Here is a 20,108-nt window from a genome sequence, read left to right as displayed (position 1 = left end):
ACGCGCTCATGCATGGAGGAGACGCTGTGCTGAAGAACATCGATCCGCTCTTGAACGCCGATATCCTGTACGCGCTTGCCGCGATGGGCCACGGCGACGAAGTGGTGATCTGCGATGCCCATTTCCCCGCTGACTCTGTCGCGCGCAAAACGGTGCTCGGCCGCGTGCTGCGCATGGACGGCGTGAGCGCGCCGCGTGCGGTGCGCGCCGTGTTGTCGGTGCTGCCGCTCGATACGTTCGTCGACGATCCCGCGGGCCGCATGGAGATAGTTGGCGATGCAACTACCTTGCCCGCCGTGCAACGGGAAGCGCAACGCGAAGTGGACGATGCCGAAGGCCGCGCGCTGCCCTTCGCGCCGGTCGAACGCTTCGCGTTCTACGAGCGCGCGAAGAACGCATATTGCGTGATCGCGACGGGCGAAGCGCGCGGCTATGGCTGCTTCATCTTCAAGAAGGGGGTGCAACTCGCGCCGGATGCGCCCGAAGCCGCGCACGGAGGCACGCGATGAAAAGCGTCGTCATTCTCGGCATCTATGTGACGGACCTCGCGTTTCGCGCGCAACGCATGCCGCTGCTCGGCGAAACGGTCGCGGGTTCCGCGTTCCAGATGGGACCGGGCGGCAAGGGCTCGAATCAGGCGGTGGCCGCCGCACGCGCGGGCGCGGACGTGATCTTCTGCACCCGCATCGGCGCGGATGCGTTCGGCGATATCGCGCAGGCGACATGGAGCGCCGAAGGCATCACATCGCGCGCAACGGTAATGAACGATGTCGCGACGGGCGCCGCGCATATCTATGTCGATGAGAACACGGGCGGCAATGCGATCATCGTCGCGGCGGGCGCCGCGGGCACGCTCGCGCCCGAAGACGTCGATGCGATCGAAGACGATATCGCGCGTGCCGGCGTCTTCGTCACGCAGCTCGAACAACCGATTCCGGCCGCGCGCCGTGGACTCGAACTCGCGCGCAAACATGGCGTGACGACGGTGTTCAATCCCGCGCCCGCCTTGCCGCTGACGGACGATATCTATCCGCTGTGCGACTACATCACGCCGAACGAAACCGAAGCGCAGGCGCTCACCGGCATCGAGATCGCTTCGGCGGACGACGCACGCCGCGCCGCGAACGTACTGCTCCAAAAAGGCGCACGCGCCGTGATCGTCACGCTCGGCGAAGCGGGCGCGCTCTTGCATACGTCGAACGAATCGACGCTCGTGCCTGCTTTCGAATGCGGCCGCGTCGTCGAGACGGCGGGCGCGGGCGATGGCTTCACCGGCGGCTTCGCGGCGGCGCTCGCACGCGGCGAAAGCCCTGTGGATGCAGTGCGCTTCGGCTGCGCGCTCGCGAGCATTTCGGTGACGCGTCCGGGCACCGCGCCGTCGATGCCGCGTCTCGATGAAATCAACGCGCTGCTAGCGGAAAGGAGCGTCACGCAATGAAAGCGTCGAAGTGGCTCGCGGATCGCCAGTTCAACTTTCTGATCGGCGTGAACGTGCTCGTGGTGATCGTCGCAACGTGGATGTCCCACGGCCAGTTCCTCGACATCGACAATCTTCAGTCGATGGGCGGCCAGTTGCCCGAGCTCGGCCTGCTTGCGCTCGGCATCATGCTGTCGATGGTGTCGGGCAACGGCGGCATCGATCTGTCGGGCGTGGGCCTTGCGAATCTCTCCGGCATGGTCGCCGCGATGATGCTGCCGCATATGGTCTCCGCCGACGATTCGCCCGCGCTCTATACCGCGGTATTCGTATGCATCGTCATGGTGATGGGTGCGCTCGGCGGCTTGCTCAATGGCGTCGTCATCGCGAAGCTGAAGCTCACGCCGATTCTCTGCACGCTCGGCACGCAGTTGCTCTTCACCGGCATCGCGGTGGTGTTGAGCAACGGCGCATCCGTACGCGTGGAATACGTCGATCCGCTGTCGAACATCGGCAACGGCACCTTCCTGCAAGTGCCCATTTCACTGTGGATCTTCATCGCCGCGGTTCTGCTGCTCGGCTGGATTCTGAAGCGTACGCCGTTCGGCCTGCGTCTCTATCTGATGGGCACGAACCCGAAGGCCGCGTTCTACGCGGGCATTCCGCGCGCGCGCATGCTGATTCTCACGTATGGCATGTGCGGCGTGCTCGCCTCGCTCGCGGGTCTCATCAGCGCGACGCATACGTCGAGCGCGAAGTGGGACTACGGCAATTCGTATCTGCTGATCGCGATCCTGATCGCGGTGATGGGCGGCGTGAATCCGGCGGGCGGTTATGGACGCATCGTCTGCGTGTTTCTCGCCGCGACCGTGTTGCAATTTCTGTCGAGCCTCTTCAATCTGCTCGGCGTATCGCAGTTTTTCGGCGATTGCGCGTGGGGCTTCCTGCTGCTCGCATCGCTTGCATTCGCGGGCGGCGATCGCGTGCGCGCGATCTTCGGCATCGGCGGAGCCGCGCCCAAGAGCAATGTTCCACCGCCGCCCGCATCGACCGGACGTTAGTGTTGCGTGTGATGTTCAAAGAGACCAATGGATAGATAAAGGAGACAACGCAATGAAGCTGAACAAACTGGGCACCGCACTCACCGCGATCGCACTCGCGGCGGGCGCGATCGCAGCGGCGCAGGCCGCAACCAACGAAACCATCGTGACGGTCGTGAAAGTGACCGGCATCAACTGGTTCAATCGCATGGACGAAGGCGTGAAGGAGTTCGGCAAGGAGAATCCGAACATCAATGCATATCAGACGGGTCCGGGCCGCGCCGACGCCGCGCAGCAACTCAAGATCATCGAGGATCTGATCGCGAAGAAGGTCACGGCAATTGCGGTAGTGCCCTACGATCCGCCGACGCTCGAACCCGCGCTCAAGAAAGCGATGGATCGCGGCATCAAGGTCGTCACGCATGAAGCGGACAACGCGAAGAACACGATGGTCGACATCGAAGCCTTCGACAACACCGCATACGGCGCGGGCCTGAACGAGCGCCTCGCGAAGTGCATGAATAATCAGGGCAAGTGGGCCGTGCTGGTCGGCTCGCTCGGCTCGCGCTCGCAGGTGCAATGGGCCGATGGCGGCATCGGCAATGCGAAGGCCAAGTATCCGAAGATGGATCTGGTCGAACCGAAGCTCGAAACGAATAACGATGGCGAGCGCGCGTATCAGGTCGCGAAGGAAGTGCTGCGCAAGCATCCGGATCTGACGGGCTTCCAGGGTTCGTCGTCGCTCGACGTCATCGGTATCGGCCGCGCGGTCGAAGAGGCCGGCAAGGTCGGGAAGATCTGCGTGTACGGCACCGGCTTGCCGACCGAAGCGGCCAAGTTCCTCGAAAGCGGCGCGATCAACGGCATCGCGTTCTGGGATCCGAAGCTCGCCGGTCTCGCGATGAACAAGGTCGCGCAGATGCTCGTCGACGGCAAGGAAGTGCAGAACGGCGCAGACCTCGGCATCACCGGCTATAACAAGGTGACGGTCACGAAGGGCCCGGGCAAGGGCGTGATCGTGCGCGGCACCGGCTGGGTCGATGTCGACAAGTCGAACTACAAGCAATACAACTTCTGATGCCATTCGCGAGGCGCACTGCGGTGTGCCTCGCTCGACTACACGATATGACACCGCTCCTCGAAGTCGTCGATATCCATAAACGTTTCACCGGCGTCTATGCGCTGCGTGGCGTAAGCCTCTCGTTCGAGCGCGGCCAGATCTATCACTTGCTCGGCGAGAACGGTTGCGGCAAGAGCACGCTCATCAAGATCATCTCGGGCGCGCAACCGCCCGATGAAGGCGAGCTCGTGATCGAAGGCGCGCGTCACAAGAAGCTTTCGCCGCTCGAATCGCTTTCGGCGGGCATCGAAACCGTTTATCAGGACTTGTCGCTGCTGCCGAACATGAGCGTCGCGGAGAACGTCGCGCTGACATCCGAACTCGCGGAACATGCGGGCAAGCTCGCGCGCACGTTCGATCGCAAAGCGCTCGCACAAACCGCCGCGCGTGCGTTAGAAGCCGTCGGACTGCCGGGCGACGCGGATTTCCAGAAGACGCTCATCGAGCAACTGCCGCTCGCGACGCGCCAGCTCGTTGCGATCGCGCGCGCCATTGCGAGCGAAGCGAAGTTCGTCATCATGGACGAGCCGACGACATCGCTCACGCAGAAAGAAGTCGATAACCTCATCGCCGTGCTTGCGCGTTTGCGCGCGGATGGCGTCGCCGTGCTGTTCGTGAGTCACAAGCTCGACGAGTGCTATGCGATCGGCGGCGAAGTGATCGTGCTGCGCGACGGCCAGAAGATGGCGCAAGGTCCGATCGAAAACTATACGAAGGCGCAGATCAGCGAGCTCATGACCGGCAAGCATCTGTCGACGGAACGCTATCGCGCGGAAGGTGACGGAGCCGCGTCGCAGATCGTGCTCGACGTGCAAGGTCTCGGCCGCAAGGGCCAGTTCGCCGATGTGTCGTTCAAGCTGCACAAGGGCGAGATTCTCGGCGTGACGGGGCTGCTCGATTCGGGCCGCAACGAACTTGCGCGTGCGCTTGCGGGCGTCGCGCCTGCGGACACGGGCACGGTGACGCTCGACGGCATGCGCGTGCGTCTGCATTCGCCCGCGGATGCGAAGGCGCAACGTATCGGCTATGTGCCCGAAGACCGCCTGAACGAAGGGCTTTTTCTCGACAAGCCGATTCGCGACAACGTCGTCACCGCGATGATCGCGAGCCTGCGTGACCGCTTCGGTCAGATCGATCGCAAGCGTGCGCAAGAGCTTGCCGAGCGCACCGTGAAGGACTTGCAGATCGCGACGCCCGATGTCGACAAGCCGGTGCAATCGCTTTCGGGCGGCAACCAGCAGCGCGTGCTGATCGGCCGCTGGCTCGCGATCGATCCGCGCGTGCTGATCCTGCATGGTCCGACCGTGGGCGTCGATGTGGGATCGAAGGACATCATTTATCGCATCATGCAGCGGCTGTCGAAGGAGGGCATCGGCATCATATTGATCAGCGACGACCTGCCCGAACTGCTGCAGAACTGCGACCGTATTCTGATGATGAAGAAAGGCCGCGTCGCGAACGAATATCGCGCGGACCGCTTGAACGAGGCCGATCTTTATCACGCGCTACTTTCAGAGGCAGCATGAGCATGAGCGAATCCATCCGCCGCACGGGAAGCGAGACGATGCCGCAACACGCGGCCCAGGTCGCGCCGCGCGTGCGCAAGGGCAATCTGTATGCGCAACTGATGCGCAATCCGGAGTGGTTCACGGTCGGGCTGATCGTGGTGACGTGTCTCGTCGTGGGCAGCATCAATCCGCGCTTCTTCCAGTTCGCGACACTGTTCGACATGCTCCATTCCGCGACGACGGTCTCGCTCTTCGCGCTCGGCACGCTCGTCGTGCTGGCGTCGGGCGGCATCGACGTGTCGTTCACGGCAATCGCCGCGTTGACGATGTATTCGATCACGAAGGCTGTCTTCGCTTGGTGGCCGGAGTGCCCGTTCGTGCTGATTCTGCTTGCGGGCGCAATCGGCGGCGTGATTCTCGGCGTCATCAACGGCATGCTCGTGCATCGATTGAAAGCGCCTTCCCTGATCGTCACCATCGGCACGCAATATTTGTATCGCGGATTGTTGCTGACGTTCGTCGGCACGCAGTTCTTCATGAACATTCCGCACAGCATGGATACGTTCGGGCGCCTGCCGCTGTTTTTCTATCACACGCCGGATGGCTTGCGCGCGGTTTTGCCGGTGTCCGTGCTCGCGCTCGTGATCGCGGCGATCGTGACCTGGTGGCTGCTCAATCGCACGATGATGGGCCGCGGCGTCTATGCGATGGGCGGCTCGCTCGCCATTGCAGAACGTCTCGGTTATAACTTGCGCGCCATTCATCTTTTCGTGTTCGGCTATACCGGCTTGCTGGCGGGCGTGGCGGGCATCCTGCACGTGTCGACGAACCGGCTTGCGAACCCGTTCGATCTCGTCGGCACGGAACTCGATGTGATCGCGGCGGTGATTCTCGGCGGTGCCCGCATCACGGGCGGTACGGGAACGGTGGTGGGTACGCTTTTGGGCGTCGTGCTGGTGACGCTCATCAATAGCGTGCTGATTCTCATCGGCGTGCCGAGCACCTGGCAGAAGGTCATCATCGGCGCGTTCATTCTCGTTGCGGGGACGTTGTTCGCGCTGGGACGCAGACAGTAACGCCCTTCGAAAAGCGGAACAAAAAAGGCTCGTTCGAAACCTGAACGAGCCTTTCTGATTTTTATCGGAACGATTCAGACGCGTTTGCGGAGCTTCTGACCTTCCTCGGTAATCACCGAATCGAACTCGGAAAGCTGCGAGAAGCGCACGGCCTTGACCTTGCCGAACTTGCTCGCGTCGACGACGAGATGACGTTCCACCGAACTCGCCATCGCGGCTTGCTTGATGGCGACTTCATGAAAGTTCCAGCACGTCACGCCGCGCGCTTCATCGACGCCGCCCGCCGACATGAACGCCTTGTTGATGCCCATGCGCCGCAAGGTTTCGACGCTCTCGTCGCTGGCGAACGATTCCGATGACGGCACATAGACGCCGCCGAGCAGGATCATCCGCACGTTGGGCTTGCGCCGCAAAATTTCCGCGACATTGAGCGAATAGCACACGACAGTGAGATGCATCTCCGTGGGAATCTGCCGCGCGAGCGTGGTCAGCGTCGTGCCGCAATCGATGAAGATGGTTTCGCTATCCGCGAGCAGACGCGCCGCGTGATTCGAAGCGACCGCCTTCGCTTGCGCGAAATGGTCTTTCTCTTCCTCGATCGTGTAGCCCGCGTTGGGGACATCGGCGGCGCTGACGATATAGCCGCCGAGATAGGTGAACTGGCCGGGATGCGCGGCGATATCGCGGCGCACCGTCATCTCCGAAACGCCGAGCAGCGCGGCCGCATCGCGCAGACGCATCACGTTCTGTTTTTCGAGCGCGCCGGAAAGGGCACGCAGGCGGTCGTTCTTGGCCATCGGAGCGGCGCGAGGAATGATGTTAGCTTTTATTCGCGGGATGAAAGAATTATAACAATGCAAGCCGCATTTTTAACGGCTTGCATGCGGTGGCGCGGGTAAATCCCGAGGTTCAGGACTTGCGCGTATAGCGCAGCCAGACGACGTCGTGTTCCAGTTTTTCGATGGAATCCAGCTTGAGGTAGGCGGGCGTTTTCCACTTGTCCATCGCGACTTCGAACGCCGACGTATGCGCTTCGCGTCCATCGACGAGCGGCATGATCAGCACGCTGACTTCATCGGCAAGCTGCGCATTGACGAACGCGCCCGACACATGTCCGCCGCCTTCGACGATCAGCTTCTTGATCTTCAACTCGCGTTCGAGCGTTTCGACGACGCGCTTCAGTTCGATATCGTCCTTGCCGCCGAACACATACGATGCGTCGATCGATTGCAGATACGCGAGGTAATCGTCATCGACGCTCTCGCTCAGCACTTCGACGATATGCGATTCGAGCGCCGTATTGCTCTTCCAGGCGACACGTCCCTTCGGATCGATGGAAATCGCGTACTGGCTCGCGTCGCGTTTCGCGAAATGATCGGTGCGTGGAATCGGACGCTTCGCGAGCCCGCGCGGATAGTCGCGGTCCTTGCCATGCGAGATTTCCTGCATCGTGACGCGGCCGCATACCCACGCATCGGCGTTGAAACGCGCGGCGGTGTCTTCGTAGGTGGGCGACGCGAAATCGAGGTTCCAGTTGTCGGTGAGACTGCGGCCGTCGATCGACGACATCATGTGACAGACGATATGCATCTTCTTCTCCGTGCAGGAAAGGGCTTCGATGCAACGGCCGATGCAAGCGCTGTGCCGCCTGCGAAGATCAGCCAAACGCGAGAAAATAGGTAGCTGTTCCGCATTTTTTCGAAACGCTTATCGTCATGTCAGATCTCGCTACTCCTCTTGCACGCCGCGCGGATATCGATCCGAAGCCGCTCGGCATCGCCGCGTTGTTGATCGTGCTCGGCGCGGTGTATCTCGGGCAAACCGTCGGCGCGCGCCAGGCTGCGCTTTACGTGGTCGGCGCGCTGCTCGGCGTCTCGCTTTATCACGCGGCGTTCGGTTTCACGTCGGCGTGGCGCGTGTTCATCTCCGATGGCCGCGGCGCCGGGCTGCGCGCGCAAATGCTGATGCTCGCGGTCGGCGTCGCGCTGTTCTTTCCCGCGCTCGCGGCAGGGTCGCTGTTCGGCACGCCGGTGACCGGGCTCGTGTCGCCGGTAGGGACGTCGGTGGTCGTGGGCGCGTTCATCTTCGGTATCGGCATGCAACTGGGCGGCGGCTGTGCGTCGGGCACGTTGTACACGGTCGGCGGCGGCAGCACGCGAATGATCGTGACGCTCGCTGCGTTCATCGCGGGTTCCGTCATCGCGACCGCGCACATGCCGTTCTGGACCGCATTGCCGCAAATGCAACCGGTATCGCTCGTGAAGACGCTCGGCGCGGGGCCCGCGCTCGCCGTCAACTGGATCGTGTTCGCGCTGATCGCGGCGGTCACGGTCGTCATCGAGAAGCGCCGTCATGGCAAGCTCGTCGCCGCGCACGTGCAGCCGGCGCATACATCGCCATGGCTGCATGGACCGTGGCCGCTCGTGGCAGGCGGCATCGCCCTCGCCGTGCTCAACTTCGCGACGCTCGCACTGTCCGGGCGTCCGTGGGGCATCACGTCGGCGTTCGCATTGTGGGGCGCGAAAGCGGCGGCCCTGTTCGGCGTCGATACCGCGAGCTGGCCATACTGGATGAGCAAGGCCAACGCGGCCGCGCTCGCCGCGCCGATTTCTCACGACGTTACATCCGTGATGGATATCGGCATCGTGCTCGGCGCGATGCTCGCCGCCGCGCTCGCGGGCCGCTATGCGCCCGTCTGGCGCGTGCCGATGCGCTCGCTGATCGCGGCGATCGTCGGCGGCTTGCTGCTCGGTTATGGCGCGCGGCTCGCGTACGGCTGCAACATCGGTGCGTATTTCAGCGGCATCGTATCGGGCAGCCTGCATGGCTGGCTGTGGCTCGTCGCGGCCTTCTTCGGCAATGTAGTCGGCACGCGACTGCGTCCGTTTTTCGGACTCGAAGTCGAGCGCGTGCGGCCGACGGCTTGCTGAGAGTCACACCGCGCGTGACACGTTCGTTCCGTTTTTTTGCGGAACGGAGCGGTCCGCGCGATATGCGAAAATCGCCGGCATGAAAAAGACCACCTTGCTCATCGTTCCGGCCTTGCTGATCGCGCTCGGCCCGTTGGCACATGCGAGCGTCGAATCGGGCGCCCATCAGTTCAAGGAAGACGTGAAATCGGCCGGGCGCCAGACCGGACATGCGGCGCGCGATGCGGCGCACGCCATCGGCGACGGCGCGAAATCGGCCGGACATGCCATCGCCGATACGTCGAAGCGCGGCTATCACGCGACGAAAAAGTGGGTCACGGGCAAAGAATAAACGCCGCCAGTTCGTCCATTTTGTGCTCGCCGATGCGCCACACGCGCATCGCATTGTGTTCGCGCGATCGCGCCACAGCGTTCCACTTTTAAGCGTTGCTTGACAAGCTTGCGGAGCGTTATTGATAATTATTATCATTTACGCCGCGCAACGCGGACCTCAACGCGCCTGATTCCGTCTCGTCGTTGCAGACGTGCATCCGGCCAATCTTTCGCATAAGAACGCCTTGAAAGCCTATGACGCGCCGACGCGTACACGACCAATGAGCGCGCTCGTCCGGCACGGCCCGCTCGTCTCTCGCATCGTGGCCGCGATATTCGGCGGATACGCGCTCGCCGCGCTCGCGAGCGTCGCGGCACTGGCCCTGCCGATGAGCAAGCCGCAAGCCGTGCTCACCGGCATGCTCGTGAGCTTCGTCGTCTACGTGTGCGCGGTGATCTGGGTGTTCGCGGTTCGCAGCGCGCGTCGGGCATGGAGCGGGCTCGCGTTCATCGCCGTGCCGCTGTTGATGGCCGCATGGACGGTATGGCCGGGAGGACACGTCTCGTGAGAAGCGCGCGCGATTCCAAAGCGAAAGGCCGCGGCATTCGCCAGAGCATGTCCGATCTGCATACGTGGGCGGGCCTGCTCGCAGGCTGGATTCTCTACGCGATGTTCCTTACCGGGACCGTCAGCTACTTCAAGGACGAAACGTCGCAATGGATGCGGCCCGAGCAAGCGCAGCAGCGCGACATGCCGGATGCGGCGCTCGTCGCGCAACGCGTCGTCGAGACGCTCGGCAAGATCGCGGCGGGCAGTACGCAGTGGAGCTTCGCATTGCCGGACGAACGCACGAGCGTCATCGATTCGTTCTGGCGTACGCCGGGCGCATCCAAGGGCAACCGCGCATTCGAATCAGCCCGTTTCGATCCGGTCACGGGCGAGCGCACAACCGCGCGCGAGACCCTCGGCGGTGAATTTTTCTATCGCTTTCATTTCCAGTTTTATTACATGCCGGTGTTATGGGGGCGCTGGCTCGCGGGCCTGTGCGCCATGTTCATGCTCGTCGCGATCGTGAGCGGCGTCATTACGCACAAGAAAATTTTCGTCGACTTTTTCACATTCAGATGGGGCAAGGGTCAGCGTTCTTGGCTCGACGCGCATAACGCGCTGTCGGTATTCGGTCTGCCATTTCACGCGATGATCACCTACACCGGCCTCGTCACGTTGATGGCGATGTACATGCCGTGGGGCGCGCAGACCGCCTTCAGGACACCCGCCGAACGCGCCGCAATGACTTCGCAACTCAGCGCGTTCATTCAGCCTCGCGAGTCTTCCGGACAGAACGCGCCGCTTGCACCCGTCGATGCGATGGTGCGCGAAGCGCAAGCGCGCTGGGGCCGCGACAAGGTCGGTCGCGTGACGATCACCAATCCCGGCGACAGCACCGCGCGCGTGGCTGTTTCGCGAGGTGAGGCGTCGCGCGTGTCGATGAGTCCGCAGTACATGCTCTTCGATGGCGTGACGGGCAAGCTCATCGAAGTGAAGGACAGCGTCGGCGGCGCGGCCGAAACGCGCGGCGTGCTGTATGCGCTGCATCTCGGACGCTTCAGCGATATGCAACTGCGCTGGCTGTACTTCATCGTCAGTCTCGCGGGCACGGCGATGGTCGGCACGGGGCTTGTCATGTGGACGGTCAAGCGCCGTCAGAAGCTGGCCGACCCGGCGCGGCCGTACGTCGGCTTCTGGCTCGTCGAACGTTTGAATATCGCGAGCATCGCGGGACTTTCCATCGCGATGACGAGCTTTCTGTGGGGCAATCGGCTGCTGCCGCTCGGCATCGCCGCGCGTGACGATGCCGAGGTCAATGTTTTCTTCGCGATGTGGGGCGCGACGCTGCTATATGCGTTCGTGCGTCCCGCGAGGCGCGCGTGGATCGAACTGCTTTGGCTCGCCACGGCGATGCTCGCGTTCGTGCCGGCGCTCAATGCGCTGACCACGAACCGGCCCTTGTGGCGCAGCATCGCGCAAGGCGATTGGGTGTTCGCCGGCTTCGATCTGATGATGTGGGCATTCGCCCTGCTGCATGCGGCATTGGCGATACGCGTGACACGCCATCGTCCGCGCACGAAGCCCGTCGGCAAGCGCATCGCGGCGCGTGCCGTCATGCCCGAGCGCGAAAAGGAAAGCGCATGACGCATCTCTTGAGCATCGTTTTCTGCCTGATGGCCTTCGCTTGCCTCGCGGTCTCGATGGATCGTCATCAGATGATGCTATTCGGCCGCGCGCTTCGCGCAGGGCAAACGCGCGGCTTTCGAATAGCAGGATGGTGCGGTCTCGTGCTCGCGCTGCGCTTCATCGTCGACTATCAAGGATGGGCGCTCGGCCTCGTCAGCTATAGCGGCTGCACGAGTGTTTCGGCGGGAATCGTGTTTGGCGGTCTCATCGTTTATGAGCGGCTTTCCGCTCGTCGATCTCACCAGCCGTGAAAGCGCGGCCATGCGATGGTGCTGCCGTCGGCGGCTAACGCCTGGTACTCGGGGTATTGCGCGCCCGTCGCGCATGCATGATTCGGCAGGATGCGCAGCTTCATGCCGATGGGAAACCGCTTCGTGATCTCATCGCGACATTCGACGGCGAGAATGCCGTGCTCCTGATTCGCACCGACGAGTTCGCAGCCTTCGAGAGGCGTACCGTCGAGCGCGCATGCAAGTCCATAACCGTAATCGTGCGTCTGCTTCGACGTGCCGCGGTCGCGGCTCATCGCCATCCATCCCGCATCGACGATGACCCAGCCCTTGTCGGGTTGATGACCGATGACGCTCGTGAGCACGCTCAACGCGATATCGTTTGCATCGCAAACACCGACGTTCGCCATCACGAGATCGAAGAACACATAAACGCCGGCGCGCACTTCGGTGACGCCTTCGAGATGCTTCGCGGCGAGCGCGGTCGGCGTCGAGCCGACGCTCACGGTCCTGCATGCGATGCCCGCAGCGCGAAGCCGTTCGGCCGCGCGCACGCATCCCGCGCGCTCCTGTTCCGCGAGCGCGGCGAGCGCTTCTTGATCGTTCAATTCGTAGCTGGAGCCAGCGTGCGTCATCACGCCGCCGACTTCGATGCCGCCTTCCTGAAGCACGCGGCCGATCTCGATGAGCGCGTCGTCATCGGGCGCGAGGCCTGAGCGATGACCATCCGTATCGATTTCGAGCCACACTTCGAATATGTCGTTCGCGTGCTTGCAATACGCGACGATCGCCGATGCCGCCGCTGCGTTGTCGGCGATGATCTTCAGATCGCAGCCTTTTTGCTTGAGGGCCATCGCGCGCGGCAACTTCGCGGGCACGATACCCACCGCGTAGAGAATGTCGTCGATGCCCGCCGCGAAGAATGCTTCCGCTTCTTTCAGCGTGGATACGGTGATGCCTTGCGCGCCTGCTGCAATCTGCGCGCGCACGACGCCGGCGCATTTCGTCGTCTTCACATGCGGCCGGAACTTCACGCCGAGCGCGTTCATGCGCGTCTGCATCCGGTCGATGTTGTGCTGCATTCGCGCGATATCGATGATCGCGGCGGGCGTGTCGAGTGCTTCGAGATTCATGATGTCCTTGGTCGAGCGATGATCAGGCGATCGGTCCCGTCGGCAGCGCTATCGCCGTTGCGTGGCAGCGCCAGGTCTGTCCCCTGAAGTGGAGGCGCTTCACGCGATCGATCAGCGAGCGCTGGCCGACAGCGCACATCGCCACGGGCGGAATCAGGCCGAACAACATGCAAAAGAACGTGAGCTCGTTGGCGGGATAGCGCAGCGCGATGGCTTTCGCGAGCGGATCGACAATTGCGAGGCACAGCATCGATGCAAGGATGAAGCCAATGCTCGCGAGCGGCAGCGGGTTCGTGCGCGTGACGGCGGTGGAAGGCATGACGCTGATCGATGGGACGAATCTTCGAATCATCGCACGAACGCGTTCTTGCCGGATTCTCTACGGGAAAGCCATTATTTTTGATCGGTTGACTCGGCGAAAAGTCCTGCTAGCATACGAACAACAGATTCATCAGCATACTGATCGATTTTCGAAGGGGCGACGAATGGCACTCAAGTTCGCGGCGAAGCTCGCCGATCTAGTGGAAGACGAACCGCTCGGCCTGACGATCGGCGAAGAGCGCATCGCGCTCTATTTGCTCGACGGAGAAGTGCATGCCACGCACAACGTTTGCACGCACCAGTTCGCGCTCTTGAGCGACGGCTATATGGAAGACGGCTGCATCGAATGTCCGCTGCATCAGGGGCGTTTCGATATCCGCACGGGCGCTGCCCTTTGCGCGCCAGTCACGCAACCGATTCGCGTATACGGCGTGCAGGTGGAAGGCGGCGAGATCTACGTCGATCTTTGATGCACGCGCAAATCATGACTCGGACTGCATTGATCATCGGAGCGGGGCAGGCTGGCGCGCGCGCGGCAGAAGCGTTGCGCACGCATGGTTATGAAGGGCGCATCGTGCTGGTCGGCGATGAGCGTCATGCGCCGTATGAAAGGCCGCCGCTGTCAAAGGATGTCCTCATCGCGAAGGACGATGACGATTGCTTCAACGGCTGGGTGCATGCCGTCGAGCGATACGGCGATGCGCGCATCGAATGGCTCAACGATCGAGTGCTGCGGCTCGATACGCAATCGTGCGTCGCGACGCTCGAACGTAATGGCGAACTGCGCTACGACCATTGCATCCTGACGACGGGTGGTCGTGCGCGGCAGTTGCCGGGCGCGCCGGAAGGTCCGCATACGTTCTATCTGCGCACGCTCGACGATGCGATGCGCTTGCGTGCGCGGCTCGCAACGGCGCAATCGGTGGCTGTGATCGGCGCTGGATTTCTAGGGTTGGAATTCGCGGCGAGCGCAAGAACGCGCGGCCTCGACGTGAGCGTGTTCGAAACGGCATCGGGCTTGCTGAGCCGCGCGCTGCCGCCCATGTTCGCCGAACGTCTGCGCATGAAGCACGAAACTCACGGCGTGCGCTTCATATTCGACGTGAAGCATCTGCAAGTCACGGAGCACGCGGACGGCGTGCAAGTCGATGCAACGCCGTTCGACTTGGGCGTGATCGCTATCGGCCAGGAGCCGAACGACGAACTCGCCAAAGCTGCGGGCATGGCGACGAACAACGGCATCGTCGTCGATCGGCATTGCCGCACGTCCGCCGAGAATGTCTATGCGGCAGGCGATTGCGCCAACTTCCCATACGGCGCAAACGGTCGCGCGACGCGTCTCGAATCGTGGCAGAACGCGCAGGAACAGGCGATCGTGGCGGCGCGCAACATCGCCGGAGAAGAGATTGCTTATGCACCGACGCCGTGGTTCTGGACCGACCAATACGACTGGAACATCCAGATGCTCGGCCTGCCCGATGGCGAGATCGATCAGTGGATCGAACGCGCGGGCGTCGATGACAAGACCGTGCTGATGGGTCTGCGCGGCGGCGTCATCGCGCATGTGCTCGCGATCAATCAAGGCGGCGAGTTGCGCGCCATCAGAAGGCTCGTCGAAGAAGGCGTTGCGGTCGATCCCCGCATGCTCGCCGACCCCACGATCAAGCTGCGCCAGCTCGACAAGCTGGTTCGCTCAACACACTCGGGAGATCAAGGTGTACTCGTCTGAAACGATCATCGGCATTCATACGCCTCAATCGAAAAACCCGCCGATAGAAGGGCTCGTTTGGCCCGAAGAAGGGCTGCAATGCATCCCGGACTGGGTGTACACGAGCGAGGCGGTCTATACGCGCGAAGTCGAACGGATCTTCCACGGGCGCACCTGGAACTTCGTCGCGCTCGAAGCGGAAGTGCCCAATTCCGGCGATTTCAAGCGCTCTTATGTCGGCCCGACGCCGGTCGTCGTATCGCGCGCGGAAGACGGCTCGATCAACGTGTTCGAAAACCGTTGCGCGCATCGCGGGGCGGAGTTCTGCCGGCATAGCCGCGGCAACAACAAGGAGTTCGTGTGCCCGTATCACCAATGGTCGTATGACCTCAAGGGCAATCTGCAAGGCGTGCCGTTCCGGCGTGGGGTGAACAAGCTGGGCGGCATGCCGAAGGATTTCCGCAACGATGATCACGGTCTGCGCAAACTTGCGGTTGCGACGCGCAATGGGGTCGTGTTCGCATCGTTCGCGCACGACATGGAATCGCTTGAAGACTATCTCACGCCCGAGATACTCGAGGACTTCGACGCGGTGTTCAACGGCAAGCGCCTGCGCGTGCTCGGCTTCTACAAGAACGAGCTGCCGTGCAACTGGAAGATGTATCACGAGAACTTGAAGGACCCGTATCACGCGACGTTGCTGCACTCGTTCCTCGTCGTGTTCGGCCTGCTCGTGGCGGGCAATCGTTCGGCGATGGTCGCGGACAGCAAATACGGCATTCACGGCACGATGGCCTCCGCAAAAAGCGATTCGCTCTACGCCACCATCGATGAAGACAAGAAGAAGGAGATGCGTTCCTTCCACGACGGCATGATCTTGCGTGACGAGCGCTTCCTCGAATTCATCAAGGAGTTCGATTCCGAATGGTCGGTGACGATGCAGACCATCTGGCCGAACCTCATCGTGCAGCGCGAGATGAATACGCTCGGCATTCGGCATATCGTGCCGAACGGACCGAACAGCATGATCATGCTCTGGACGATGTTCGGTTATGAAGACGACACGGAAGACATGGTGCGTCACCGTTTGCGTCAGGGCAATCTGATGGGACCGTCGGGCTTTCTCGGCCTCGAAGACAACGAAGCGATGAAGTTCGTTCAGGAAGGCGTGCGCCGCTCGGTGAGCGACCGCAGCATCATCAAGCTGGATGGCGACAAGATCGGAACGGCCGACAACCTGATCTCCGAAGCCGCCATTCGCGCCATGTACAAGCACTATCGTGAAGTGATGGGGTTCTAGATGCTGCCAGGATTCGAAAAACAGAACATCGCGCACGACAAGGCGCTGATCGCACGCGCGGCGGTCGAAGACTTTCATGCGGAGTATTGCGCGGCGCTCGATGGCGGGGACATCGAGCGCTGGCCTGAATTCTTTACCGAGAACTGTCTTTATCGCGTGACCGAATACGAGAACGCGGCCAATGGATTTCCCGTCGGGCTCGTATACGCCGAAGGACGCGACATGCTGCGCGATCGTGCGGTCGCGATTGCGCGCACGCAGATGTTCGCGCCGCGTCAAATGCTGCACTTCGTTTCCAACGTGCGTATCTTGAACGCGACCGACGAGGAAATCGTCGCGCAGAGCAACTACATGCTGCTGCAAACGCTCGTCGAAGGCGCGACTACGCTGCATCAGGCGGGCAGGCTTTTTGACCGCTTCGCGCGCAATGGTAACGTTCTTCTGCTGAAGGAAAGACAGGCTGTCTACGACACCGCGATGATCGCGAACGATCTCGCCTACCCTGTCTGAACATCGTTGGGAGAGAGCGCATGAGTGACACGGAACACATGGAAGCGCCAGCCGAAAGCGGTGGCGTCGGCGTGCGCGTGAGGCGGCGCGAAGACGAGCGGCATCTTCATGGCAAGGGCAAGTTCGTCGCCGACTACACGTTTCCCGATCTGCAGGAGGTCGCGTTCTTGCGCAGTCCGGTTGCGCATGCGCGTATCGTGCATATCGGCAAGCCGGCGAGTCATGCGGCACAGGTGATCGTGCGCGACGACATGCACGACGCCACGGATATCGTCGCCGATTCGAGCCTGCCGACGTACAAGCCTTCGTCGCATCCGCCGCTCGCATCGGGCAAGGTGCGCTTCGTCGGCGAGCCGGTCGCGATGTGCTTCGCGAAGACCCGCGCGCAAGCCGAAGATATCGCCGAGGAAATCGAGCTCGATCTCGACGAACTGCCAGCCTTCGCCAGCGCGTTCACCGCTCGCGAACGCACCGACGTGCGCGTGCACGATCACTGGACGGACAATCTCTTTCTGGACCTCAAGGCGGACATCGACTTCGACGAGCGTTCGAAGGACGCGCCCGTTGTCGTCAAGCAGAAGGTCGATCTCGCGCGTCAATGCATGGTGCCGATGGAAGGCAAGGCCGTGCTCGCGTATTGGGACCATACGCATTCGCAACTCGTGGTCATCACCTCGACGCAAGTGCCGCATATGATTCGCACGGTGCTGTCGCAATGTCTCGGCATCGATCATGCGCAGGTGCGCGTCATTTCGCCCGATGTCGGCGGCGCGTTCGGCTACAAGTGCGTGTTGCAGCAGGAAGAGCTGTGCATTGCGTGGCTCGCGCTGACGTACAAGAAGCCTTTTCGTTTCATCGAGGATCGGCGCGAGCATTTGATCGCGGGCGCGAACTCGCGTCAGCATCACTACGAACTCACTGCGTATGCCGATACAAACGGCCGTCTGCTCGCGCTCGATGCGGAGCTTTTGATCGACGGCGGGGCATACTCCGCATGGCCCTTTACGATCGGTCTTGAAACAGGGCAGGCGCTCGGCAACCTTCCGGGGCCTTACGATTTCAGCGGCTATCGCTGCCGTACGCAATGCGCCGCGACCAACAAGCCGGGCTTTCTGCCGTATCGCGGCGTAGCGCGCACGGGCGTGTGCTTCGCAATCGAACTCACGATGGATGCGATCGCGCGCGCGGTCGGACGCGAAGCGTGGGAAGTGCGCCATGACAATCTCGTGCGTGGCGCGGACATGCCTTATACCAATGTCGTGAAGAAACACTACGACAGCGGCGACTTCCAGGAGAGCCTGCGACGCGCAGTGGCGCAACTCGATGTGCCGAAGTGGCGCGCACGGCAGAAAGAGGGCGAGAACGATGGGCGTCTCGTCGGCATCGGATTCGCGACGTTCACCGAGCAATCGGCGCATGGCACGGCCGTGTTCGCATCATGGGGCTTGCCGGTCGTGCCGGGATACGATCTCGCGACCGTGCGTATCACGGCCGATGGAGGACTCGAACTGCGCGCGGGCATCCACTCGCACGGACAAGGCATGGAGACGACGCTCGCGCAGATCGCGAACGAAGTGCTCGGCGTGCCGCTGCAAAAGATCAAGGTCGTGCATGGCGATACCGCGCTTACGCCGTATTCGACAGGCACGTACGCATCGCGCAGCATCGTCATGGCTGGCGGCGCAGTGGCCGCGACGTGCCGCGAACTCGTGCCGCGCCTGCTCTTCATCGGTGCTCATCTGCTTGGGGAAGAACAGGAGGTGGTGCGCTTCGAGAACGGTGAAGTGATCGGCGTAACGGGCCGCGTGACGATTCAGGAGATCGCGGCTGCATGGTATCTCCGTCCCGAGCGCTTGCCTGCGGGCGTGAATCTCGCGGGTCTCGAAGCGACGCAAGGCTTCAAGCCGAAGGTCGATACCGGCGCGTTCAGCTATGCGACGCACGCGGCGGCAGTCGCCGTCGATCCGAGGACAGGCGACGTCGAGATTCTCGACTATGTGATCGTCGAAGATTGCGGTCGCATGATCAATCCGATGGTCGTCGAAGGGCAGACAATCGGTGGCACGGCGCAAGGCATCGGCACCGCGTTCTATGAGGAAACGCTCTACGACGACAACGCGCAACCGCTCACGTCGACACTCGCCGACTACATGTTGCCGGGACCGACCGAGTTGCCGTCGCTGACGATCATCCATATGGAAACGCCGTCGCCTTATACGGAATTCGGCGCGAAGGGCGTGGGCGAGGGCGGAGCCATCGCGCCGCCGGCTGCACTCTTCAATGCAGTGAACGATGCGCTCACGCCCATCGGCGCGCTCGTGTCGGAAACGCCGTTGACGCCGCGCCGTTTGCTCGCCGCGATCGAGGCCGCGAAGGCTCGCAAGGCGGCGCGCAAGGAAGAACTCAGTCAGGAGGTGGCGGGATGAAAGCCGCTGCGTTCGAGTATGTAAGGGCGATCTCATTGCCCGACGCGCTCAAGGAGTTGACTCGCGCAAAGCCGATATCAGGCAGTCAGTCGATGGGCCCGATGCTCAACTTGCGGCTTGCACGGCCTGGCCGCGTAGTGGATGTATCGCGCATCGCGGACCTGCGCAGTGTCTCCGACGCGGGCGATCACGTGCGTATCGGCGCGGCGGTCACGCATGCGGAGATCGAAGACGGCAAGCACGCACTGCTGCGTCATCCGTACATGCAGCATGTGGCGGGCGGCATCGCGTATCGTGCGATTCGCAATCGCGGGACCATCGGCGGCAGTCTTGCTCATGCCGATCCCGCCGCCGACTGGCCGCTTGCATTGTCCGCTGTCGATGCCCGTCTGGAGCTATCGAAAGCAGGCGGCGCGCGGCAAGTCCGCGTGAGCGAATTCATGCTGGGTGCGTTCACGACGTTGCTCGTTGACGGCGAGATCATTACCGCCGTGTTGCTGCCGAAGCTCGGTCCGACGCTTCGCTGGGGTTATTACAAGCTGTGCCGCAAGACCGGCGAATTCGCACATGCAAGCGCAGCGGCTGCGTTCGATGCACGCACGGGACTCGCGCGCATCGTGCTCGGCGCGCTCGATGGCCCGCCCGCCGCACTCGATGAACTCGCACGGCAGATCGCGCAACGCGGCCCGTCTGCCGCCAACGGCGAAGCGCTCGCGCAAGCCGTGACGAGTGCGATGCCGAACGCGGACGGCATCGATCGGCAGATTCATACCGCAGCGCTCGAACGTTGTCTTCTGCAGGCGTTCGGCGCGTCGAACGCGAATACGGTTTAAAGAGACTG

The 20,108-nt window shown here is 62.3% G+C and carries 21 protein-coding genes; 17 read left to right on the top strand and 4 right to left on the bottom strand.

Annotated features, from left to right (window positions below; genetic code table 11):
* The first annotated feature begins 26 nt into the window (after nt 1–26).
* Genes LDZ23_RS22095 through LDZ23_RS22070 form a run of 6 tightly spaced genes read left to right on the top strand, consistent with a single transcriptional unit; the run spans nt 27 to nt 6,161 of the window.
* A complete protein-coding gene (locus tag LDZ23_RS22095) occupies nt 27–509 on the top strand; it encodes an RbsD/FucU family protein (RefSeq protein ID WP_008348185.1) in 483 nt (160 codons plus the stop codon).
* Nucleotides 506–1,438, top strand: coding sequence for a ribokinase (gene rbsK, locus LDZ23_RS22090; protein ID WP_008348182.1), 933 nt, complete (start codon nt 506–508; stop codon nt 1,436–1,438). Before LDZ23_RS22095 ends, rbsK begins: the two co-directional genes overlap by 4 nt.
* The gene (locus LDZ23_RS22085; RefSeq protein ID WP_008348180.1) at nt 1,435–2,478 is read left to right on the top strand and encodes an ABC transporter permease; all 1,044 of its coding nucleotides are present in this window, start codon (nt 1,435–1,437) and stop codon (nt 2,476–2,478) included. Before rbsK ends, LDZ23_RS22085 begins: the two co-directional genes overlap by 4 nt.
* A gap of 52 nt (nt 2,479–2,530) precedes the next feature.
* Complete coding sequence (locus LDZ23_RS22080) at nt 2,531–3,535, top strand: substrate-binding domain-containing protein (protein WP_008348178.1); 1,005 nt, start codon at nt 2,531–2,533, stop codon at nt 3,533–3,535.
* A gap of 47 nt (nt 3,536–3,582) precedes the next feature.
* Entirely contained in the window at nt 3,583–5,103 is a 1,521-nt protein-coding gene (locus LDZ23_RS22075) for a sugar ABC transporter ATP-binding protein (protein ID WP_008348176.1), read from the top strand.
* Between the two features lie 38 nt (nt 5,104–5,141).
* Nucleotides 5,142–6,161, top strand: coding sequence for an ABC transporter permease (locus tag LDZ23_RS22070; protein WP_235366231.1), 1,020 nt, complete (start codon nt 5,142–5,144; stop codon nt 6,159–6,161).
* Between the two features lie 74 nt (nt 6,162–6,235).
* On the opposite strand, the gene LDZ23_RS22065 is transcribed toward LDZ23_RS22070, so the two are convergent.
* Both LDZ23_RS22065 and LDZ23_RS22060 read right to left on the bottom strand, forming a co-directional pair.
* Entirely contained in the window at nt 6,236–6,958 is a 723-nt protein-coding gene (locus tag LDZ23_RS22065; RefSeq protein WP_008348173.1) for a DeoR/GlpR family DNA-binding transcription regulator, read from the bottom strand.
* A gap of 112 nt (nt 6,959–7,070) precedes the next feature.
* Nucleotides 7,071–7,751, bottom strand: a complete 681-nt coding sequence (locus LDZ23_RS22060) for a dihydrofolate reductase family protein (protein ID WP_008348172.1) — start codon at nt 7,749–7,751, stop codon at nt 7,071–7,073.
* Between the two features lie 125 nt (nt 7,752–7,876).
* Between LDZ23_RS22060 and LDZ23_RS22055 the strand changes: the two genes are divergently transcribed.
* The 5 genes from LDZ23_RS22055 (at nt 7,877) to LDZ23_RS22035 (ending at nt 11,890) form a co-directional block, all read left to right on the top strand.
* Nucleotides 7,877–9,091, top strand: a complete 1,215-nt coding sequence (locus LDZ23_RS22055) for a YeeE/YedE family protein (RefSeq protein WP_008348170.1) — start codon at nt 7,877–7,879, stop codon at nt 9,089–9,091.
* 79 nt (nt 9,092–9,170) lie between these two features.
* Nucleotides 9,171–9,422: a hypothetical protein gene (locus tag LDZ23_RS22050; RefSeq protein ID WP_033536209.1), complete on the top strand. Its 252-nt coding sequence runs from the start codon at nt 9,171–9,173 to the stop codon at nt 9,420–9,422.
* Nucleotides 9,423–9,684: 262 nt separating this feature from the next.
* Entirely contained in the window at nt 9,685–9,972 is a 288-nt protein-coding gene (locus LDZ23_RS22045; protein ID WP_034470895.1) for a DUF3649 domain-containing protein, read from the top strand.
* On the top strand, nt 9,948–11,597 hold the full coding sequence (locus LDZ23_RS22040) for a PepSY-associated TM helix domain-containing protein (RefSeq protein WP_244808218.1): 1,650 nt from the start codon (nt 9,948–9,950) through the stop codon (nt 11,595–11,597). The genes LDZ23_RS22045 and LDZ23_RS22040 overlap by 25 nt, the downstream gene beginning before the upstream one ends.
* Nucleotides 11,594–11,890 carry a DUF3325 domain-containing protein gene (locus tag LDZ23_RS22035; RefSeq protein ID WP_034470898.1) on the top strand — a complete coding sequence of 99 codons (297 nt, stop codon included), beginning with the start codon at nt 11,594–11,596 and terminating at the stop codon, nt 11,888–11,890. The genes LDZ23_RS22040 and LDZ23_RS22035 overlap by 4 nt, the downstream gene beginning before the upstream one ends.
* Here LDZ23_RS22035 and LDZ23_RS22030 read toward each other — a convergent pair.
* Together LDZ23_RS22030 and LDZ23_RS22025 are read right to left on the bottom strand one after the other, a co-directional pair.
* Nucleotides 11,878–13,002, bottom strand: a complete 1,125-nt coding sequence (locus LDZ23_RS22030) for a DSD1 family PLP-dependent enzyme (protein ID WP_034470899.1) — start codon at nt 13,000–13,002, stop codon at nt 11,878–11,880. The two genes, LDZ23_RS22035 and LDZ23_RS22030, sit on opposite strands and share 13 nt — an antisense overlap.
* Before the next feature lie 22 nt (nt 13,003–13,024).
* Entirely contained in the window at nt 13,025–13,321 is a 297-nt protein-coding gene (locus LDZ23_RS22025; protein WP_034470903.1) for a hypothetical protein, read from the bottom strand.
* Between the two features lie 166 nt (nt 13,322–13,487).
* Here LDZ23_RS22025 and LDZ23_RS22020 point away from each other — a divergent pair, with 166 nt between their 5' ends.
* The 6 genes from LDZ23_RS22020 to LDZ23_RS21995 are packed head-to-tail and all read left to right on the top strand — an operon-like array spanning nt 13,488 to nt 20,100.
* Nucleotides 13,488–13,793, top strand: coding sequence for a non-heme iron oxygenase ferredoxin subunit (locus LDZ23_RS22020; RefSeq protein WP_034470905.1), 306 nt, complete (start codon nt 13,488–13,490; stop codon nt 13,791–13,793).
* Between the two features lie 14 nt (nt 13,794–13,807).
* Entirely contained in the window at nt 13,808–15,052 is a 1,245-nt protein-coding gene (locus LDZ23_RS22015) for an NAD(P)/FAD-dependent oxidoreductase (RefSeq protein WP_034471019.1), read from the top strand.
* Nucleotides 15,039–16,331 carry an aromatic ring-hydroxylating dioxygenase subunit alpha gene (locus LDZ23_RS22010; protein ID WP_034470908.1) on the top strand — a complete coding sequence of 431 codons (1,293 nt, stop codon included), beginning with the start codon at nt 15,039–15,041 and terminating at the stop codon, nt 16,329–16,331. The genes LDZ23_RS22015 and LDZ23_RS22010 overlap by 14 nt, the downstream gene beginning before the upstream one ends.
* The gene (locus tag LDZ23_RS22005; protein WP_034470910.1) at nt 16,332–16,841 is read left to right on the top strand and encodes an aromatic-ring-hydroxylating dioxygenase subunit beta; all 510 of its coding nucleotides are present in this window, start codon (nt 16,332–16,334) and stop codon (nt 16,839–16,841) included.
* A 20-nt stretch (nt 16,842–16,861) separates the two neighbouring features.
* Entirely contained in the window at nt 16,862–19,267 is a 2,406-nt protein-coding gene (locus LDZ23_RS22000; protein ID WP_051996433.1) for a xanthine dehydrogenase family protein molybdopterin-binding subunit, read from the top strand.
* The gene (locus LDZ23_RS21995) at nt 19,264–20,100 is read left to right on the top strand and encodes an FAD binding domain-containing protein (protein WP_034470914.1); all 837 of its coding nucleotides are present in this window, start codon (nt 19,264–19,266) and stop codon (nt 20,098–20,100) included. The genes LDZ23_RS22000 and LDZ23_RS21995 overlap by 4 nt, the downstream gene beginning before the upstream one ends.
* Nucleotides 20,101–20,108: the final 8 nt, after the last annotated feature.

This window comes from Caballeronia zhejiangensis (assembly GCF_022879815.1).
Taxonomy (GTDB): Bacteria; Pseudomonadota; Gammaproteobacteria; order Burkholderiales; family Burkholderiaceae; genus Caballeronia; species Caballeronia zhejiangensis.
The sequence above is the reverse complement of the archived record's forward strand: the minus strand, read 5'-3'. Positions and strand labels throughout refer to the sequence as shown.

Bases quoted from the DNA above. Each gene is read 5' to 3' on its own strand.
- LDZ23_RS22005 (WP_034470910.1), top strand. From the start codon at position 16,332: ATGCTGCCAGGATTCGAAAAACAGAACATCGCGCACGACAAGGCGCTG.
- LDZ23_RS22040 (WP_244808218.1), top strand. From the start codon at position 9,948: ATGGCCGGGAGGACACGTCTCGTGAGAAGCGCGCGCGATTCCAAAGCG.
- LDZ23_RS22075 (WP_008348176.1), top strand. From the start codon at position 3,583: ATGACACCGCTCCTCGAAGTCGTCGATATCCATAAACGTTTCACCGGC.
- LDZ23_RS22015 (WP_034471019.1), top strand. From the start codon at position 13,808: ATGACTCGGACTGCATTGATCATCGGAGCGGGGCAGGCTGGCGCGCGC.
- LDZ23_RS22070 (WP_235366231.1), top strand. From the start codon at position 5,142: ATGCCGCAACACGCGGCCCAGGTCGCGCCGCGCGTGCGCAAGGGCAAT.
- LDZ23_RS21995 (WP_034470914.1), top strand. From the start codon at position 19,264: ATGAAAGCCGCTGCGTTCGAGTATGTAAGGGCGATCTCATTGCCCGAC.
- LDZ23_RS22055 (WP_008348170.1), top strand. From the start codon at position 7,877: ATGTCAGATCTCGCTACTCCTCTTGCACGCCGCGCGGATATCGATCCG.
- LDZ23_RS22050 (WP_033536209.1), top strand. From the start codon at position 9,171: ATGAAAAAGACCACCTTGCTCATCGTTCCGGCCTTGCTGATCGCGCTC.
- LDZ23_RS22030 (WP_034470899.1), bottom strand. From the start codon at position 13,002: ATGAATCTCGAAGCACTCGACACGCCCGCCGCGATCATCGATATCGCG.
- LDZ23_RS22020 (WP_034470905.1), top strand. From the start codon at position 13,488: ATGGCACTCAAGTTCGCGGCGAAGCTCGCCGATCTAGTGGAAGACGAA.
- LDZ23_RS22035 (WP_034470898.1), top strand. From the start codon at position 11,594: ATGACGCATCTCTTGAGCATCGTTTTCTGCCTGATGGCCTTCGCTTGC.
- LDZ23_RS22065 (WP_008348173.1), bottom strand. From the start codon at position 6,958: ATGGCCAAGAACGACCGCCTGCGTGCCCTTTCCGGCGCGCTCGAAAAA.
- LDZ23_RS22085 (WP_008348180.1), top strand. From the start codon at position 1,435: ATGAAAGCGTCGAAGTGGCTCGCGGATCGCCAGTTCAACTTTCTGATC.
- LDZ23_RS22000 (WP_051996433.1), top strand. From the start codon at position 16,862: ATGAGTGACACGGAACACATGGAAGCGCCAGCCGAAAGCGGTGGCGTC.
- LDZ23_RS22080 (WP_008348178.1), top strand. From the start codon at position 2,531: ATGAAGCTGAACAAACTGGGCACCGCACTCACCGCGATCGCACTCGCG.
- rbsK (WP_008348182.1), top strand. From the start codon at position 506: ATGAAAAGCGTCGTCATTCTCGGCATCTATGTGACGGACCTCGCGTTT.
- LDZ23_RS22025 (WP_034470903.1), bottom strand. From the start codon at position 13,321: ATGCCTTCCACCGCCGTCACGCGCACGAACCCGCTGCCGCTCGCGAGC.
- LDZ23_RS22060 (WP_008348172.1), bottom strand. From the start codon at position 7,751: ATGCATATCGTCTGTCACATGATGTCGTCGATCGACGGCCGCAGTCTC.
- LDZ23_RS22045 (WP_034470895.1), top strand. From the start codon at position 9,685: ATGAGCGCGCTCGTCCGGCACGGCCCGCTCGTCTCTCGCATCGTGGCC.